Below are 15,312 nucleotides of genomic sequence, written 5' to 3'. Positions count from 1 at the left end.
ACCATGAAAACATTACGACCACACGATCTTGTCTGGCTGACCGAGCGTAGCGCCCTGGAAGGCGTTACCGAAGCCTGGGTTGAAGAGATATGGCACCCCGGTTTGCCGGTGGTGGTGCGGCGTGATGTGAATCCTAATGGACGCGTACCTGTCGGGATACGCGGCCTCAAACGTGAGCAACGCGCAGCGGCCTGGGTTGCCCCGGAGCACGTTGTCCGCGTTGTCTCTCCGGAAGAACTCGTTGATACGCAGACGCTGGTCCGTTCGCCGTTTATCACTCAGCCGCCCGTGCAGGTTGCGTTCCAGTTGGCTCAGCAGCGCTGGCCGTGGGTCTGGGGAATTACGGGCAGTAGCGGCTATAGCCTGGCAACCGGGATTCCGGTTTTGCATGCGGCCAGCGATCTTGACCTGATGATCCGTGCGCCGCAACCGCTGGCACGCGAGGCGTTGCTTCGCTGGCAGCAGCAGATTTCAGGCGCCTTATGCCGTGTTGATACGCAGGTCAATGTTCCGCAGGGCGGCTTTGCGCTGACGGAGTGGCTGCGTGATGGCCGGGTGCTTCTGAAAACGAATCGCGGGCCGCAGTTGGTCAGCGATCCCTGGTTTGAGGGAAATTAAATGAAAATTCTGTTCACCTTTCCCGGGCAGGGAACGCAGCATCCGGGGATGTTGCGCGCGCTTCCGGGAACGGAACTGGCGCAGGCACGTGAGGTGCTGGGCGCAGAAATCGATACGCTGGATACTGCAGAAGCCTTACAGCATACGCGCGCCGTTCAGCTTTGTTTGTTGATAGCCGGGGTTGCCTGGGCGCGTGAACTTATGCGCCGGGACGTTTCGCCCGATATTGTCAGCGGCCTTTCGATCGGCGCCTATCCGGCCGCGGTCATCGCCGGAGCGCTGGACTACGCAGACGCTCTGCGGCTTGTGGCATTACGCGGTGATTTAATGGAACAGGCCTGGCCCCACGGTTATGGTCTGACGGCGATCATGGGCCTGACGCTACCGCAGGTGGAAGCACTGGTGGAAGGGAGCGGGGCGTATATTGCCAATCTGAATGCCGAGACCCAGATTGTGATTGCCGGTAGCGACGCGGCTATGGCGAGTGTGGGGCAGAAAGCGCTCGCCAAAGGCGCAAATAAAGTCCGACGTCTTGATGTCAGCGTGCCGTCACACTGTGCGCTGCTGGCTGAACCGGCCCAAAAACTGGCGGAGGCATTTCGCAAGGTGACACTTGCTCGCCCGAGCTGTGCTTACCTTAGCGGTAGCACCGGGCGCGTATTGTGGCAGGCTGATAAAATTGCCGATGATCTGGCGATGAACATGGCGCGCACCGTGCGCTGGCAGGAGGCGATGATTGCGGCAAACGAACGTGAAGCCCGGCTGGCGATTGAGATGCCGCCCGGCGGCATACTGACCTGCTTAACCCGTCAGGCCGCATGGACGGGAGAGACGATTTCATTAGATCGCAGTGGCGTGTCGGTCGCAGAACACCTCGCAAAACGGCTCAGATCGCAGGAATAAGCCGTTTTCGGTTCAGGCGTTGTCCTGCCGATTTCTGGCGTACATACGGCCTTCCGCCGCCAGCGCCAGTAAGTTCGGGTCATGCTCGCGGTTGCGGGCAAAGACAATGGCTATTTGCTGCTGCATCTGGTAGGGCTGTGCGAGTTTGAGTAGCTGCACGGAATTCTCATACACCTTCTTCATTCGCCCCGGCATCAACGTGAAGCCCACGCCCGCCTGCACCAGGCTCAGCATAGAAAAGATATCATTCACCCGCGTCACAATCTCTGGCTCAAACCCGGCGATATGGAAGGCTTCCTGAAACCCGGCGTAGGTGGCAAACCCTTCGGCGAGAGCAACGAATTTTTGCTGGCGATAGTCGCGTAAATCGGCAGGAGCTGAGGTATCCAGTTTCGCGGCCGCCGGTGCAGCCAGAAAGATTTCATCGTGGAAGAGCGGCAGCATTTCGAGGTTGGCTGAATCCAGTTCCGATTCAGAAATCGAGATCAGTATCGCGTCCAGAGATCCTTCCTCCAGTTTATGTAACAGGGTCTCGTTCGACCCCATCGTCAAATCCATCTCAAGTTCCGGGCGGCGCAGCTTCATCCCCATGATCAACTGGGGGACGGTTTCCAGCGTGAGTGAATAGAGGGTGCCGACGCGCAAACGATTCTGGCCGATACCCGCCATCTTGCGGGCTTCTGCCAGACCGCGCTCCATGATTTGCGTGGCCTCCTGGCAATACTCCAGTAATGTCCAGGCCGCCGGAAGGGGCAATAAGTTACGCCCCTTGTGGACAAACAGCGGGCAGCGTACGTTCTCCTCCAGCGTATGCAGCGCGCGATGCACGCTCACACCGCTAAGGTTCAGCGCCTCGGCGGCTCGGGCGATATTGCCTTTCTCCATGAAGGCCATAAAAATGGCCAGCTTGCGAAAGGTGAGATCACTGGTGATGTCGGGGTTCATCTCAGCCTGCCTGCGTGATTAATCAGTTTGCAGCATGGCCTCGAGCTGCTCGTGCGCCTCCAGCCACGCCATTTCGCACTCTTCAAGACCCGCTTTTGCCTTCGCCTGTTGCTGCAGACACTCGGTAAGTTCTGCTTTACGGCTTTGGTCATACAGGCCGCTGTCTCCGAGCTTCTCTTCCGCCTGCGCTAGCTGGGCATTGAGTTTTTCCATCTCTTTTTCGAGGCGGGTGATCTCTTTGCGCAGTGGTTGCGTTTGGGTTCGCAATTCGGCTTCACGGCGTTTCTGGTCTTTGCGGGCCTGCGCACTGTTGGCATTGTCTTTCGGTGCATCGGTCGGCTGGCTTTCCTGTTTCTGAATGTCGCTCAGCCACTGCTGATAATCTTCCAGATCGCCATCGAACGGTTCGACTTTTCCGTCGTGCACCAGGTATAAATCGTCCGTAGTGGAGCGCAGCAGATGACGGTCATGCGACACCACCACCAACGCGCCTTCAAATTCGATTAACGCTTCGGTCAGCGCCTGACGCATGTCGAGATCAAGGTGGTTGGTGGGTTCATCGAGCAGCAGCAGGTTCGGGCGCTGCCAGACGATCAGCGCCAGTACCAGGCGTGCTTTTTCGCCCCCGGAGAAGCGGCGAGTCTCTTCGCTGACTTTGTCGCCCTGGAAACCAAAACCGCCGAGATAATCACGCAGCTTTTGCTCCAGCTCCTGCGGGGCCATACGCGCCAGATGCTGTAACGGCGACTCGTCGGCACGCAAGAACTCCAACTGATGCTGGGCGAAATAGCCAAGCTTGATGCCCTTCGCCAGACCGATGTCGCCGCTAAACGGCGTCAGTTCACCGGCCAGCAGTTTAATCAGCGTCGATTTACCCGCACCGTTGCGGCCCAGCAACCCGATACGCGACCCAGGCACCAGGTTGAGCTTAATAGAGTCGAGGATGACGCGGTCGCCATAGCCGGCGCTGATTTTTTCCATTTTCAGCAGCGGATTGGGCAGGCTTTCTGGCGCACGGAAGCTAAAGTGGAACGGGTTATCCACGTGGGCCGGGGCGATAAGCTCCATACGCTCAAGCATTTTGATGCGGCTTTGCGCCTGCTTCGCTTTGCTGGCTTTGGCCTTGAAGCGATCGATGAAACTTTGCAGATGCGCCACGCGCTCCTGCTGGCTTTCGTACATTGCCTGCTGCTGCGCCAGACGGGTTGCGCGCTGACGCTCGAAGGAGCTGTAGTTTCCGGTGTATTCGAACATGGTTTGCTGTTCGATATGAATAATTTTATCGACCACCGGATCGAGAAAGTCACGATCGTGGGAGATAAGAATCAGAGTGCCCTGATAGCTCTTTAGCCACTTTTCCAGCCAGATTACCGCATCGAGATCGAGGTGGTTGGTCGGTTCATCGAGCAGCAGCAGGTCGGAGCGGCAAATCAGCGCCTGCGCGAGGTTAAGACGCATACGCCAGCCGCCTGAGAAATCGCTGACCGGACGTTCGAGCTGCTCGTTAGAAAAGCCCAGACCGTGTAGCAAACTGGAGGCGCGCGAACGGATAGTCCAGGCGTCGATAGCGTCGAGCTTGCCGTGGACGGTGGCGATGGCGTGTCCGTCATTGCGTTCGTTGGCGGCGTTCAGCTCTGCTTCGAGACGACGGTATTCGCGATCGCCATCAATCACATAGTCGAGTGCAGGCATCGGCAGGGCAGGGGTTTCCTGATTTACCCACGCCAGTTGCCAGTTATTGGGAAAGGTAAAACTACCGCCATCAGCGCTGAGCTCGTTTTTCAAAAGCGCCAGCAACGTAGATTTGCCGCAGCCGTTTTTGCCCACCAGGCCGACTTTCTGACCCGGGTTGATGGTAGCTGTGGCGTTATCCAGCAGGACACGCACGCCGCGACGAATTTGTAACGAGGAGAAAACAATCATAAGGCGCCGTATGTTCAGACTATGTTAATTTGTCATTATGATAATGTAAGTAGTGAGCGGTTTCGCCTCACCAGGCCCGCAATGGTAGCCCAAAACAAAGAATTTAGACAAAATCATTCTGACCGCTGAATGCGGTAATAAAAATGACAGGTTTTACGCCCGGGAGGGGGATGATGTCCCAGACAGCGAAAGTACTGCTGCTGTATGCCCATCCGGAATCACAGGACTCGGTGGCAAATCGAGTTTTGCTCAAGCCGGCAAAGCAACTGCACAATGTCACCGTGCATGACCTCTATGCACACTATCCAGACTTTTTTATTGATATTCCCCGGGAGCAGGCGCTGCTGCGCGAGCATGAGGTTATTGTTTTCCAACATCCGCTTTATACCTACAGTTGCCCGGCGTTGCTGAAAGAGTGGTTTGATCGCGTGCTTACGCGCGAATTCGCCAGCGGCCCGGGAGGGAGTCAGCTTGCGGGAAAGTACTGGCGTAGTGTCATCACCACCGGTGAGCCGGAGGCGGCCTATCGCCATGACGGGCTCAACCGTTATCCCATAAGCGATATTCTGCGCCCTTTTGAGTTAACGGCGGCCATGTGCCGCATGCACTGGATGAATCCCATCATTATTTACTGGGCGCGCAGGCAGCCGCCAGAAGCGCTGGCAAACCATGCGAAAGCCTACGGCGACTGGCTGGCCTCGCCAATCATGACGGGAGGCCTGTAATGGAAGGTTCGGATTTATTGCTGGCTGGCGTCCTGTTTCTTTTCGCTGCGGTGGTGGCGGTTCCGCTTGCTGCCAGGTTAGGAATCGGCGCGGTGCTCGGTTACTTGCTGGCGGGGATTGCCATTGGCCCCTGGGGGCTCGGTTTCATCAGCGATGTCGATGAAATCCTGCACTTTTCGGAACTTGGTGTCGTCTTCCTGATGTTCATCATTGGACTGGAGTTAAATCCGTCAAAACTTTGGGCGCTGCGTCGCTCTATCTTTGGCGTAGGTGCCGCACAGGTGCTGATGAGCGCGGCCGTGCTGGCCGGATTACTGATGCTGACACAATTCTCCTGGCAGGCGGCGGTGATTGGCGGGATTGGTCTGGCGATGTCCTCTACCGCGATGGCGCTCCAGTTGATGCGTGAAAAAGGGATGAACCGTAGCGAATCCGGCCAGCTTGGCTTTTCGGTGCTCCTGTTTCAGGACTTAGCGGTGATCCCGGCGCTGGCGCTGGTACCGCTGTTGGCGGGTAACGGTGATGACCATCCTGACTGGGTAAAAATAGGCATCAAGGTGCTGGTGTTTGCGGGTGTGCTGGTTGGCGGGCGCTATCTGTTGCGCCCGGTGTTTCGCTTTATTGCCGCATCCGGCGTGCGGGAAGTTTTTACAGCCGCTACATTGTTACTGGTCCTCGGATCGGCGCTGTTTATGGATGCGCTGGGGTTGTCGATGGCGCTGGGCACCTTCATTGCGGGTGTGCTGCTGGCGGAAAGTGAATACCGTCATGAGCTGGAAATAGCCATCGATCCGTTTAAAGGGTTGCTGTTAGGGTTGTTCTTTATTTCTGTCGGCATGGCGCTCAACCTTGGCGTGCTCTATACCCATCTGCTTTGGGTACTGGCGAGTGTTGCCGTGCTGGTGGCAGTGAAGACGGGAGTGCTCTATTCCCTGGCGCGTATCTATGGTCTGCGCAGTTCCGAGCGAATGCAGTTTGCCGGGGTGTTGAGCCAGGGGGGAGAATTTGCTTTTGTGCTTTTTTCCTCGGCATCCTCGCAACGCCTGTTCCACAATGATCAAATGGCGTTGCTACTGGTGACGGTCACCTTATCCATGATGACCACGCCAGCGCTGATGAAGCTCATTGATAAATTGCTGTCCCGGCGCTTTAACCAGCCAGAAGATGAAGACGAAATGCCGTGGGTGGACGACGATAAACCGCAGGTGATTGTGGTGGGATTCGGGCGTTTCGGTCAGGTGATTGGTCGTCTGCTGATGGCCAATAAAATGCGCATAACGGTACTGGAGCGGGATATCAGCGCCGTTAACCTGATGCGTAAATATGGCTATAAAGTGTATTACGGTGACGCCACGCAGCTTGAATTGTTGCGTTCTGCGGGGGCGGAAGAGGCCCAGTCCATCGTCATCACCTGTAACGATCCGGAAGATACGATGAAGCTGGTGGAACTGTGTCAGCAACATTTCCCGCAGCTTAAGATCATGGCGCGTGCGCGGGGCCGTGTGGAAGCACATGAGCTCTTGCAGGTGGGCGTGACACAATTTTCCCGTGAGACGTTTTCCAGTGCGCTTGAATTAGGCCGTAAGACGCTTATCTCGGTGGGGATGCACCCGCATCAGGCCCACCGTGCGCAGTTGCACTTTAAGCGTCTCGATATGCGTATGCTGCGTGAGCTGATGCCAGTGCATACCGATACGATGCAAATTTCCCGTGTGCGGGAAGCGAGACGAGAGCTGGAAGAGATTTTTCAGCGTGAAATGCAGCAAGAGCGTCGCCAACTGGATGGCTGGGATGAGTTTGAATAAGGGGGAACCCATGGCAGTACGTAAACGTTTTATTGCCGGGGCCGTATGCCCGTCCTGCCAGGCGCAGGATTCGATGGCAATGTGGCGCGAGAATAATGTCGATATAGTTGAATGCGTTAAGTGCGGTCACCAGATGCGTGAGGCGGATAAAGAAGCCCGTGAACATGTCCGCAAAGATGAGCAAGTTATCGGGATCTTTCATCCGGACTAGCGATATACCCAGAGTTTTTTTAAGCTAAAGGGTACACAGGGGCGGATTTCCGTTACAATCTGCGCCAGCAATTTTCCCACGCTCAGGAGATATCATGAAAGTAGCAAAAGACCTGGTGGTCAGCCTGGCCTATCAGGTACGTACAGAAGACGGTGTATTGGTTGATGAGTCTCCGGTGAGTGCGCCGCTGGACTACCTGCATGGTCATGGTTCCCTGATCTCTGGCCTGGAAACAGCGCTGGAAGGTCACGACGTTGGCGACAAATTTGATGTTGCTGTAGGCGCGAATGACGCTTACGGTCAATACGACGAAAATCTGGTTCAGCGCGTTCCTAAAGACGTCTTCATGGGCGTTGACGAGCTGCAGGTTGGCATGCGTTTCCTGGCTGAAACAGATCAGGGCCCGGTACCGGTAGAAATTACCGAAGTGGAAGACGATCACGTGGTGGTTGACGGTAACCACATGCTGGCTGGCCAGAACCTGAAATTCAACGTTGAAGTTGTTGCTATTCGCGAAGCAACCGAAGAAGAACTGGCTCATGGTCACGTTCACGGTGCTCACGGCCATGATCACGATCACGACCATGGTCACGACGGTTGCTGCGGCGGCCACGGCCACGATCATGACCACGGTCATGAGCATGGCAAAGGTGGTTGCGGTGGTAATGGCGGTTGCGGCTGCCACTAATACCCGTCGTCTTTCCAGCCACAGCGGCATGGGCTACGCTTGCGAACCCCGGTCACAGAGTGATCTATGCTCCGGGGAGTCCAGTAGCTTTATGTGTTGCGGTGACTCTGTAAATGTTCGGGCACAAAAAAAGCGGGAGATTCCCGCTTTTTTTACGTCTCAATAATGGGGCGGAGGTGTCTCTTCGGACTGTGAAGCGATGTGTGAGGGCTGGCTGGCTTTGAGTTTTTCTGCCATTAAGCGCATATGTTCGCGCAGCTTCGTCATTTCCAGTTCATGGGCAATGACCGTCTGGTTGAGCTCTTCAATGGTCATCTCCTGGAAGGCCAGTTTGCTTTCCAGTTCTGCCAGCCGCGCTTCCATTGTTAAATCGTTCATGGTGTACCTCGTATCAATGTTCTGCACGGTTATCGCCAGGATGACGGATTTTACTGAACTTTCACCCCGTCTGCAGCATCCGACTGGCGACGCGAAACTAATTTAAACAAAAATAGTCTGAAAACAGGCGATTTCAGGGGGAGACCTTATGTTGATTTCGCCCACAACGTTTTATAGTACGTTTCTCATTTACGTTTAACCCTGGGGTGAGATGCCCCGGCCCTGGAGATATGGATGAAATCACTGTTTAAAGTCACGCTGCTGGCGACCACGATGGCCGTTGCACTGAATGCGCCGCTGACCTTCGCTGCTGAAACCGCAACGAAAGATGCAACTGCAGCAGCTGACAGCAAAGCGGCATTTAAAAATGACGACCAGAAATCCGCGTATGCGCTGGGTGCGTCACTGGGCCGCTACATGGAAAACTCCCTGAAAGAGCAAGAAAAACTGGGCATCAAACTGGACAAAGATCAGCTGATCGCAGGTGTTCAGGATGCGTTTGCTGATAAGAGCAAACTGACCGACCAGGAGATCGAACAGACTCTGCAGGCGTTTGAAACCCGCGTGAAGACAGCCGCGCAGGAAAAAATGGAAAAAGACGCTCTGGAAAACGAAACCAAGGGCAAAGCTTTCCGTGATGCGTTCGCTAAAGAGAAAGGCGTTAAAACCTCTTCTACTGGCCTGCTCTATCAGGTAGAGAAAGAAGGTACGGGTGATGCACCGAAAGACAGCGATACCGTAGTTGTTAACTACAAAGGTACGCTGATTGACGGTAAAGAGTTCGACAACTCTTATACCCGTGGCGAGCCGCTCTCTTTCCGTCTTGATGGTGTTATCCCTGGCTGGACCGAAGGGCTGAAAAACATCAAGAAAGGCGGCAAAATCAAACTCGTGATTCCGCCAGAACTGGCTTACGGTAAAAACGGCGTTCCGGGTATTCCGGCTAACTCTACGCTGGTCTTTAACGTAGAACTGCTGGATATCAAACCAGCACCGAAAGCAGACGCATCTGCCGCGCCAGATGCAGCAGCTGCGCCTGATGCGCCAGCCGCTACGGGCGATAAGCCCGCTGACGCAAGCAAAAAATAATGATGTAAACGCCGCCGCCTTTTGAGCGGCGGTTTTTTTATTGCAGCACAGAGATACACATCATTCATATTGCTTCGGGGCGGGAATGCCAGTATTTCCTACGCATACTCAAATCTGTGACCAGACAGCGCTGATGCCGCCAACAAAGAAGCAGTTTGAAGCATAAAATGTATATAATTCTGGAAAGCGTCACCCACGCTGTATTAATTTAATCCTCTGTGTAAATGTCGAGCCTGCCCTGAAAACATAACGACAGGCTCCTGAAAAGGAGTGCTTTTTTTCATGTCCAGGTCGCTTTTAACCAACGAAACCAGTGAACTTGATTTACTGGATCAACGTCCTTTCGATCAAACAGACTTCGATATTCTTAAGTCATACGAAGCCGTTGTGGACGGGTTAGCGATGCTCATTGGTTCTCACTGCGAAATTGTTTTGCACTCCCTGCAGGATCTGAAATGTTCCGCCATTCGTATCGCTAACGGCGAGCACACCGGGCGTAAAATCGGTTCGCCGATTACTGACCTTGCATTGCGTATGCTGCATGATATGACCGGTGCGGACAGTAGCGTGTCCAAGTGCTACTTCACGCGCGCGAAAAGCGGCGTTTTAATGAAATCGGTGACTATTGCTATTCGTAATCGCGATCATCGGGTCATTGGTCTGTTGTGCATCAACATGAACCTTGACGTGCCGTTCTCGCAAATCATGAACACCTTTATCCCGCCAGAAACACCGGATGCAGGTTCGTCTGTCAACTTTGCCTCTTCGGTAGAGGATCTGGTAACTCAGACCCTTGAGTTCACGATTGAAGAAGTGAATGCCGATCGTAACGTTTCCAATAACGCCAAGAATCGCCAAATCGTTCTGAACCTCTACGAAAAAGGTATCTTCGATATCAAAGATGCCATCAACCAGGTGGCGGATCGTTTGAATATCTCCAAGCACACCGTTTATCTGTATATCCGTCAGTTCAAAAGCGGCGACTTCTCCGGGCAGGATCGGTAATGCGTTTTGCCTTAATGGTCACCGGCCCGGCTTATGGTTCCCAGCAGGCGAGCAGTGCCTGGCAGTTTGCCTGCGCGCTGCTCGCCTGTGGGCATGAGCTGGATTGTGTCTTTTTCTACCAGGACGGGGTCAGCAATGCGAACGCGTTGACCTCTCCCGCCTCGGACGAGTTTGATCTCGTTCGCGCATGGCAACGTCTGCATGAGCAGCATCAGGTTGCATTGCATATCTGCGTTGCGGCGGCGCTGCGTCGGGGCGTTGTTGATGAAAACGAGGCCAGTCAACAGGGCTTGCCTTGCGCTAATCTCCAGCCGGGGTTCACGCTCTCGGGCCTGGGGGCGCTGGCCGAAGCGGCATTAACGTGCGATCGTGTGGTGCAATTTTAATGAAACGTATCGCTTTTATCTTTAGCTCTGCGCCGCATGGATCTGCTGCCGGACGTGAAGGCCTTGATGCATTAATGGCCGCGTCCGCGTTTACCGATGATATCGGCGTGTTTTTTATCGGTGACGGTGTCTTCCAGTTGCTGGTGAATCAGCAGCCGAACGCTATCCTGGCACGAGATTACATCGCGACCTTTAAAGTTCTTCCTCTTTATGACATCGAAACCTGTTGGGTTTGCCAGACATCGCTTCGCGAGCGTGGCCTGAGTGATGCGACGCAATTTGTGTTACCAGCGCAACTGCTGGAGCCGGATGCGCTTCGCGATCAATTAGATGGGTACGATGTTGTCATGACGTTTTGAGGCATTTATGTTGCACACTTTGACTCACTCTCCCTGGCAATGTGATATGGCAACGTTACTGCGAACCGTGCGCAGTGGGGACGATCTTTTATTGCTTTCCGATGGTGTGATTGCGGCTCTGGAAGGCGGGCAGTACCTTGAGTTGCTGCTAAATGCCCCCATAACGATGCATGCGCTGAATGAAGACATTGATGCGCGGGGTCTGTCTGGTCAAATTTCGAGCAGTGTCGTCAGGGTTGGCTATAATGATTTCGTTAGCCTGGCGGTAAAACACGAGACTCAGATGCGTTGGTGATACGGGATCGTTGTATATTTCTTGACACCTTTTCAGCACAGCCATAAAATTCTGCGTCCTCATATTATATGAGGTCGATTTATTACGTGTTTACGAAGCAAAAGCTAAAACCAGGAGCTATTTAATGGCAACAGTTAACCAGCTGGTACGCAAACCACGTGCACGCAAAGTTGCGAAAAGCAACGTGCCTGCGCTGGAAGCATGCCCGCAAAAACGTGGCGTATGTACTCGTGTATATACTACCACTCCTAAAAAACCGAACTCCGCACTGCGTAAAGTATGTCGTGTTCGTCTGACTAACGGTTTTGAAGTGACTTCCTACATCGGTGGTGAAGGTCACAACCTGCAGGAGCACTCCGTGATCCTGATCCGTGGCGGTCGTGTAAAAGACCTCCCGGGTGTTCGTTACCACACCGTTCGTGGTGCGCTTGACTGCTCCGGTGTTAAAGACCGTAAGCAAGCACGCTCCAAGTATGGCGTGAAACGTCCTAAGGCTTAATGGTTCTCCGTTAAGTAAGGCCAAACGTTTTAAATTAATGTCAAACTAAACTCTTTGAGTTTTGGACAATCCTGAATTAACAACGGAGTATTTCCATGCCACGTCGTCGCGTCATTGGTCAGCGTAAAATTCTGCCGGATCCGAAGTTCGGATCAGAACTGCTGGCTAAATTTGTAAATATCCTGATGGTAGATGGTAAAAAATCTACTGCCGAATCTATCGTATACAGCGCGCTTGAGACCCTGGCTCAGCGTTCTGGTAAAAACGAACTGGAAGCATTCGAAGTCGCTCTCGAAAACGTGCGCCCGACTGTAGAAGTTAAGTCTCGCCGCGTTGGTGGTTCTACTTATCAGGTTCCAGTTGAAGTCCGTCCGGTTCGTCGCAATGCTCTGGCAATGCGTTGGATCGTTGAAGCTGCTCGTAAACGCGGTGATAAATCCATGGCTCTGCGCCTGGCGAACGAACTTTCTGATGCTGCAGACAACAAAGGTACTGCAGTTAAGAAACGTGAAGACGTTCACCGTATGGCAGAAGCCAACAAGGCGTTCGCACACTACCGTTGGTAATCCCTTCGGTTTAGTCACCAGGCGGGCGCTTCGGTGCCCGCTCTGGCTCACTTAATCTGAACGTCTAAAGCAATAAACGAGGAATCAAATGGCTCGTACAACACCCATCGCACGCTACCGTAACATCGGTATCAGTGCGCACATCGACGCCGGTAAAACCACGACTACCGAACGTATTCTGTTCTACACCGGTGTAAACCACAAAATCGGTGAAGTTCACGACGGCGCCGCTACCATGGACTGGATGGAGCAGGAGCAGGAACGTGGTATCACCATCACTTCCGCTGCAACTACTGCATTCTGGTCTGGTATGGCCAAACAGTATGAACCGCATCGCGTAAACATCATCGACACCCCGGGGCACGTTGACTTCACCATCGAAGTAGAACGTTCCATGCGTGTTCTTGATGGCGCGGTAATGGTTTACTGCGCAGTTGGTGGTGTTCAGCCGCAGTCTGAAACCGTATGGCGTCAGGCAAACAAATATAAAGTTCCGCGTATCGCGTTCGTTAACAAAATGGACCGTATGGGCGCGAACTTCCTGAAAGTTGTTGGTCAGATCAAAACCCGTCTGGGCGCGAACCCTGTTCCGCTGCAGCTGGCGATTGGTGCTGAAGAAGGTTTCACCGGTGTTGTTGACCTGGTGAAAATGAAAGCCATCAACTGGAACGATGCAGACCAGGGCGTTACCTTCGTTTACGAAGATATCCCGGCTGACATGCAGGACCTGGCTGACGAATGGCACCAGAACCTGATCGAGTCCGCAGCTGAAGCGTCTGAAGAGCTGATGGAAAAATACCTGGGCGGCGAAGAGCTGACCGAGGAAGAGATCAAGAAAGCGCTGCGTCAGCGTGTTCTGAACAACGAAATCATCCTGGTAACCTGTGGTTCTGCATTTAAGAACAAAGGTGTTCAGGCGATGCTGGATGCGGTAATTGATTACCTGCCTGCACCGACTGACGTACCGGCAATCAACGGTATTCTGGACGACGGTAAAGATACCCCGGCTGAACGTCACGCAAGTGATGACGAGCCGTTCTCTGCGCTGGCATTCAAAATCGCTACCGACCCGTTCGTAGGTAACCTGACGTTCTTCCGCGTGTACTCTGGCGTGGTTAACTCTGGTGATACCGTACTGAACTCCGTGAAAGCGGCTCGTGAACGTTTTGGTCGTATCGTGCAGATGCACGCGAACAAACGTGAAGAGATCAAAGAAGTTCGCGCGGGCGATATCGCTGCAGCTATCGGTCTGAAAGACGTGACCACCGGTGACACCCTGTGTAACCCGGATCACCCGATCATTCTGGAGCGTATGGAATTCCCGGAACCGGTAATCTCCATCGCAGTAGAACCGAAAACCAAAGCTGACCAGGAAAAAATGGGTCTGGCTCTGGGCCGTCTGGCTAAAGAAGACCCGTCTTTCCGTGTATGGACTGACGAAGAATCTAACCAGACCATCATCGCTGGTATGGGTGAACTGCACCTCGATATCATCGTTGACCGTATGAAACGTGAATTCAACGTTGAAGCTAACGTAGGTAAACCTCAGGTTGCTTACCGTGAAGCGATTCGTCAGAAAGTTACCGATGTTGAAGGTAAACACGCGAAACAGTCTGGTGGTCGTGGTCAGTATGGTCATGTTGTTATCGACATGTACCCGCTGGAGCCGGGCTCAAATCCGAAAGGTTACGAGTTCATCAACGACATTAAAGGTGGTGTAATTCCTGGCGAATACATCCCGGCCGTTGATAAAGGCATCCAGGAGCAGCTGAAATCTGGTCCGCTGGCTGGTTACCCGGTAGTTGACATGGGCGTGCGTCTGCACTTCGGTTCTTACCATGACGTTGACTCCTCTGAACTGGCGTTTAAACTGGCTGCGTCTATTGCCTTTAAAGAAGGCTTTAAGAAAGCAAAACCAGTTCTGCTTGAGCCGATCATGAAGGTTGAAGTAGAGACTCCGGAAGAGAACACTGGTGACGTTATTGGTGACTTGAGCCGTCGTCGCGGTATGCTGCGCGGTCAGGAATCCGAAGTGACTGGCGTTAAGATCCACGCTGAAGTACCGCTGTCTGAAATGTTCGGATACGCAACTCAGCTGCGTTCTCTGACCAAAGGTCGCGCATCGTACACTATGGAATTCCTGAAGTATGATGATGCCCCGAACAACGTTGCTCAGGCCGTAATCGAAGCCCGTGGTAAATAAGCCGCAGGGTTAAAACCAAAGTCCCGTGCTCTCTCCATAAGGGGGGAGCACTATAGTAAGGAATATAGCCGTGTCTAAAGAAAAATTTGAACGTACAAAACCGCACGTTAACGTCGGCACCATCGGCCACGTTGACCACGGTAAAACTACTCTGACTGCTGCAATCACTACCGTTCTGTCCAAAACTTACGGTGGCCAGGCTCGTGCATTCGACCAGATCGATAACGCGCCGGAAGAAAAAGCACGTGGTATCACCATCAACACCTCTCACGTTGAGTACGATACTGCGATCCGTCACTACGCACACGTAGACTGCCCAGGCCACGCCGACTATGTTAAAAACATGATCACCGGTGCTGCGCAGATGGACGGCGCGATCCTGGTTGTTGCTGCGACTGACGGCCCGATGCCGCAGACTCGTGAGCACATCCTGCTGGGTCGTCAGGTAGGCGTTCCGTACATCATCGTGTTCCTGAACAAATGCGACATGGTTGATGACGAAGAGCTGCTGGAACTGGTTGAAATGGAAGTTCGTGAACTTCTGTCTCAGTACGATTTCCCGGGCGACGACACTCCGATCGTTCGTGGTTCTGCTCTGAAAGCGCTGGAAGGCGAAGCTGAGTGGGAAGCGAAAATCATCGAACTGGCTGGCCACCTGGATACCTATATCCCGGAACCAGAGCGTGCGATTGACAAGCCGTTCCTGCTGCCGAT

The 15,312-nt window shown here is 53.6% G+C and carries 18 protein-coding genes; 15 read left to right on the top strand and 3 right to left on the bottom strand.

The window, feature by feature from the left end; all coding sequences use genetic code 11:
• The first annotated feature begins 3 nt into the window (after positions 1 to 3).
• Entirely contained in the window at positions 4 to 618 is a 615-nt protein-coding gene (locus ABIB59_RS24150) for a malonate decarboxylase holo-ACP synthase (protein WP_354037319.1), read from the top strand.
• Positions 619 to 1,521 (top strand): malonate decarboxylase subunit epsilon, encoded by a 903-nt coding sequence (gene mdcH, locus ABIB59_RS24145; RefSeq protein ID WP_041851425.1) that lies wholly within the window; start codon positions 619 to 621, stop codon positions 1,519 to 1,521.
• Between the two features lie 12 nt (positions 1,522 to 1,533).
• Here mdcH and ABIB59_RS24140 read toward each other — a convergent pair whose 3' ends face one another.
• Entirely contained in the window at positions 1,534 to 2,466 is a 933-nt protein-coding gene (locus tag ABIB59_RS24140; RefSeq protein WP_354037316.1) for a LysR family transcriptional regulator, read from the bottom strand.
• An 18-nt stretch (positions 2,467 to 2,484) separates the two neighbouring features.
• Positions 2,485 to 4,389, bottom strand: coding sequence for an ABC transporter ATP-binding protein (locus tag ABIB59_RS24135; protein WP_041851427.1), 1,905 nt, complete (start codon positions 4,387 to 4,389; stop codon positions 2,485 to 2,487).
• 173 nt (positions 4,390 to 4,562) lie between these two features.
• On the opposite strand from ABIB59_RS24135, the gene kefG reads away from it, so the two are divergent.
• The 4 genes from kefG (at position 4,563) to slyD (ending at position 7,818) form a co-directional block, all read left to right on the top strand.
• Positions 4,563 to 5,114, top strand: coding sequence for a glutathione-regulated potassium-efflux system ancillary protein KefG (gene kefG / locus ABIB59_RS24130; protein WP_041851428.1), 552 nt, complete (start codon positions 4,563 to 4,565; stop codon positions 5,112 to 5,114).
• The gene (kefB, locus tag ABIB59_RS24125) at positions 5,114 to 6,919 is read left to right on the top strand and encodes a glutathione-regulated potassium-efflux system protein KefB (RefSeq protein WP_041851429.1); all 1,806 of its coding nucleotides are present in this window, start codon (positions 5,114 to 5,116) and stop codon (positions 6,917 to 6,919) included. The genes kefG and kefB overlap by 1 nt, the downstream gene beginning before the upstream one ends.
• Before the next feature lie 10 nt (positions 6,920 to 6,929).
• On the top strand, positions 6,930 to 7,130 hold the full coding sequence (locus ABIB59_RS24120; protein ID WP_041851430.1) for a YheV family putative zinc ribbon protein: 201 nt from the start codon (positions 6,930 to 6,932) through the stop codon (positions 7,128 to 7,130).
• A gap of 94 nt (positions 7,131 to 7,224) precedes the next feature.
• Positions 7,225 to 7,818, top strand: coding sequence for a peptidylprolyl isomerase (gene slyD / locus ABIB59_RS24115; RefSeq protein WP_041851431.1), 594 nt, complete (start codon positions 7,225 to 7,227; stop codon positions 7,816 to 7,818).
• A 159-nt stretch (positions 7,819 to 7,977) separates the two neighbouring features.
• On the opposite strand, the gene ABIB59_RS24110 is transcribed toward slyD, so the two are convergent.
• Complete coding sequence (locus tag ABIB59_RS24110; RefSeq protein WP_041851432.1) at positions 7,978 to 8,196, bottom strand: protein SlyX; 219 nt, start codon at positions 8,194 to 8,196, stop codon at positions 7,978 to 7,980.
• Between the two features lie 234 nt (positions 8,197 to 8,430).
• Here ABIB59_RS24110 and fkpA point away from each other — a divergent pair, with 234 nt between their 5' ends.
• The 9 genes from fkpA to ABIB59_RS24065 form a co-directional block, all read left to right on the top strand.
• Entirely contained in the window at positions 8,431 to 9,285 is an 855-nt protein-coding gene (gene fkpA / locus ABIB59_RS24105; protein WP_354037312.1) for an FKBP-type peptidyl-prolyl cis-trans isomerase, read from the top strand.
• Between the two features lie 282 nt (positions 9,286 to 9,567).
• Positions 9,568 to 10,290 (top strand): helix-turn-helix transcriptional regulator, encoded by a 723-nt coding sequence (locus ABIB59_RS24100; RefSeq protein ID WP_041851434.1) that lies wholly within the window; start codon positions 9,568 to 9,570, stop codon positions 10,288 to 10,290.
• Positions 10,290 to 10,676 carry a sulfurtransferase complex subunit TusD gene (tusD, locus tag ABIB59_RS24095; protein WP_354037310.1) on the top strand — a complete coding sequence of 129 codons (387 nt, stop codon included), beginning with the start codon at positions 10,290 to 10,292 and terminating at the stop codon, positions 10,674 to 10,676. The genes ABIB59_RS24100 and tusD overlap by 1 nt, the downstream gene beginning before the upstream one ends.
• A complete protein-coding gene (gene tusC, locus ABIB59_RS24090; protein ID WP_041851436.1) occupies positions 10,676 to 11,035 on the top strand; it encodes a sulfurtransferase complex subunit TusC in 360 nt (119 codons plus the stop codon). Before tusD ends, tusC begins: the two co-directional genes overlap by 1 nt.
• Positions 11,036 to 11,042: 7 nt before the next feature.
• Positions 11,043 to 11,330 (top strand): sulfurtransferase complex subunit TusB, encoded by a 288-nt coding sequence (tusB, locus tag ABIB59_RS24085; RefSeq protein ID WP_354037308.1) that lies wholly within the window; start codon positions 11,043 to 11,045, stop codon positions 11,328 to 11,330.
• A 124-nt stretch (positions 11,331 to 11,454) separates the two neighbouring features.
• On the top strand, positions 11,455 to 11,829 hold the full coding sequence (gene rpsL / locus ABIB59_RS24080) for a 30S ribosomal protein S12 (RefSeq protein ID WP_000246815.1): 375 nt from the start codon (positions 11,455 to 11,457) through the stop codon (positions 11,827 to 11,829).
• A gap of 95 nt (positions 11,830 to 11,924) precedes the next feature.
• Complete coding sequence (gene rpsG / locus ABIB59_RS24075; RefSeq protein ID WP_035894363.1) at positions 11,925 to 12,395, top strand: 30S ribosomal protein S7; 471 nt, start codon at positions 11,925 to 11,927, stop codon at positions 12,393 to 12,395.
• An 88-nt stretch (positions 12,396 to 12,483) separates the two neighbouring features.
• Entirely contained in the window at positions 12,484 to 14,598 is a 2,115-nt protein-coding gene (gene fusA / locus ABIB59_RS24070) for an elongation factor G (RefSeq protein ID WP_041851438.1), read from the top strand.
• Positions 14,599 to 14,668: 70 nt separating this feature from the next.
• Positions 14,669 to 15,312, top strand: a 644-nt coding sequence (locus ABIB59_RS24065) for a GTP-binding protein (RefSeq protein WP_354037300.1), incomplete at its 3' end; no start/stop codon positions are given.

This window comes from Citrobacter sp. UYEF32, from assembly GCF_040546205.1.
GTDB lineage: Bacteria > Pseudomonadota > Gammaproteobacteria > Enterobacterales > Enterobacteriaceae > Phytobacter > Phytobacter diazotrophicus.
The sequence above is the reverse complement of the archived record's forward strand: the minus strand, read 5'-3'. Positions and strand labels throughout refer to the sequence as shown.

Coding starts and splice junctions, on each gene's coding strand:
- ABIB59_RS24150 (WP_354037319.1), top strand. CDS start 4: ATGAAAACATTACGACCACACGATCTTGTCTGGCTGACCGAGCGTAGC.
- mdcH (WP_041851425.1), top strand. CDS start 619: ATGAAAATTCTGTTCACCTTTCCCGGGCAGGGAACGCAGCATCCGGGG.
- ABIB59_RS24140 (WP_354037316.1), bottom strand. CDS start 2,466: ATGAACCCCGACATCACCAGTGATCTCACCTTTCGCAAGCTGGCCATT.
- ABIB59_RS24135 (WP_041851427.1), bottom strand. CDS start 4,389: ATGATTGTTTTCTCCTCGTTACAAATTCGTCGCGGCGTGCGTGTCCTG.
- kefG (WP_041851428.1), top strand. CDS start 4,563: ATGTCCCAGACAGCGAAAGTACTGCTGCTGTATGCCCATCCGGAATCA.
- kefB (WP_041851429.1), top strand. CDS start 5,114: ATGGAAGGTTCGGATTTATTGCTGGCTGGCGTCCTGTTTCTTTTCGCT.
- ABIB59_RS24120 (WP_041851430.1), top strand. CDS start 6,930: ATGGCAGTACGTAAACGTTTTATTGCCGGGGCCGTATGCCCGTCCTGC.
- slyD (WP_041851431.1), top strand. CDS start 7,225: ATGAAAGTAGCAAAAGACCTGGTGGTCAGCCTGGCCTATCAGGTACGT.
- ABIB59_RS24110 (WP_041851432.1), bottom strand. CDS start 8,196: ATGAACGATTTAACAATGGAAGCGCGGCTGGCAGAACTGGAAAGCAAA.
- fkpA (WP_354037312.1), top strand. CDS start 8,431: ATGAAATCACTGTTTAAAGTCACGCTGCTGGCGACCACGATGGCCGTT.
- ABIB59_RS24100 (WP_041851434.1), top strand. CDS start 9,568: ATGTCCAGGTCGCTTTTAACCAACGAAACCAGTGAACTTGATTTACTG.
- tusD (WP_354037310.1), top strand. CDS start 10,290: ATGCGTTTTGCCTTAATGGTCACCGGCCCGGCTTATGGTTCCCAGCAG.
- tusC (WP_041851436.1), top strand. CDS start 10,676: ATGAAACGTATCGCTTTTATCTTTAGCTCTGCGCCGCATGGATCTGCT.
- tusB (WP_354037308.1), top strand. CDS start 11,043: ATGTTGCACACTTTGACTCACTCTCCCTGGCAATGTGATATGGCAACG.
- rpsL (WP_000246815.1), top strand. CDS start 11,455: ATGGCAACAGTTAACCAGCTGGTACGCAAACCACGTGCACGCAAAGTT.
- rpsG (WP_035894363.1), top strand. CDS start 11,925: ATGCCACGTCGTCGCGTCATTGGTCAGCGTAAAATTCTGCCGGATCCG.
- fusA (WP_041851438.1), top strand. CDS start 12,484: ATGGCTCGTACAACACCCATCGCACGCTACCGTAACATCGGTATCAGT.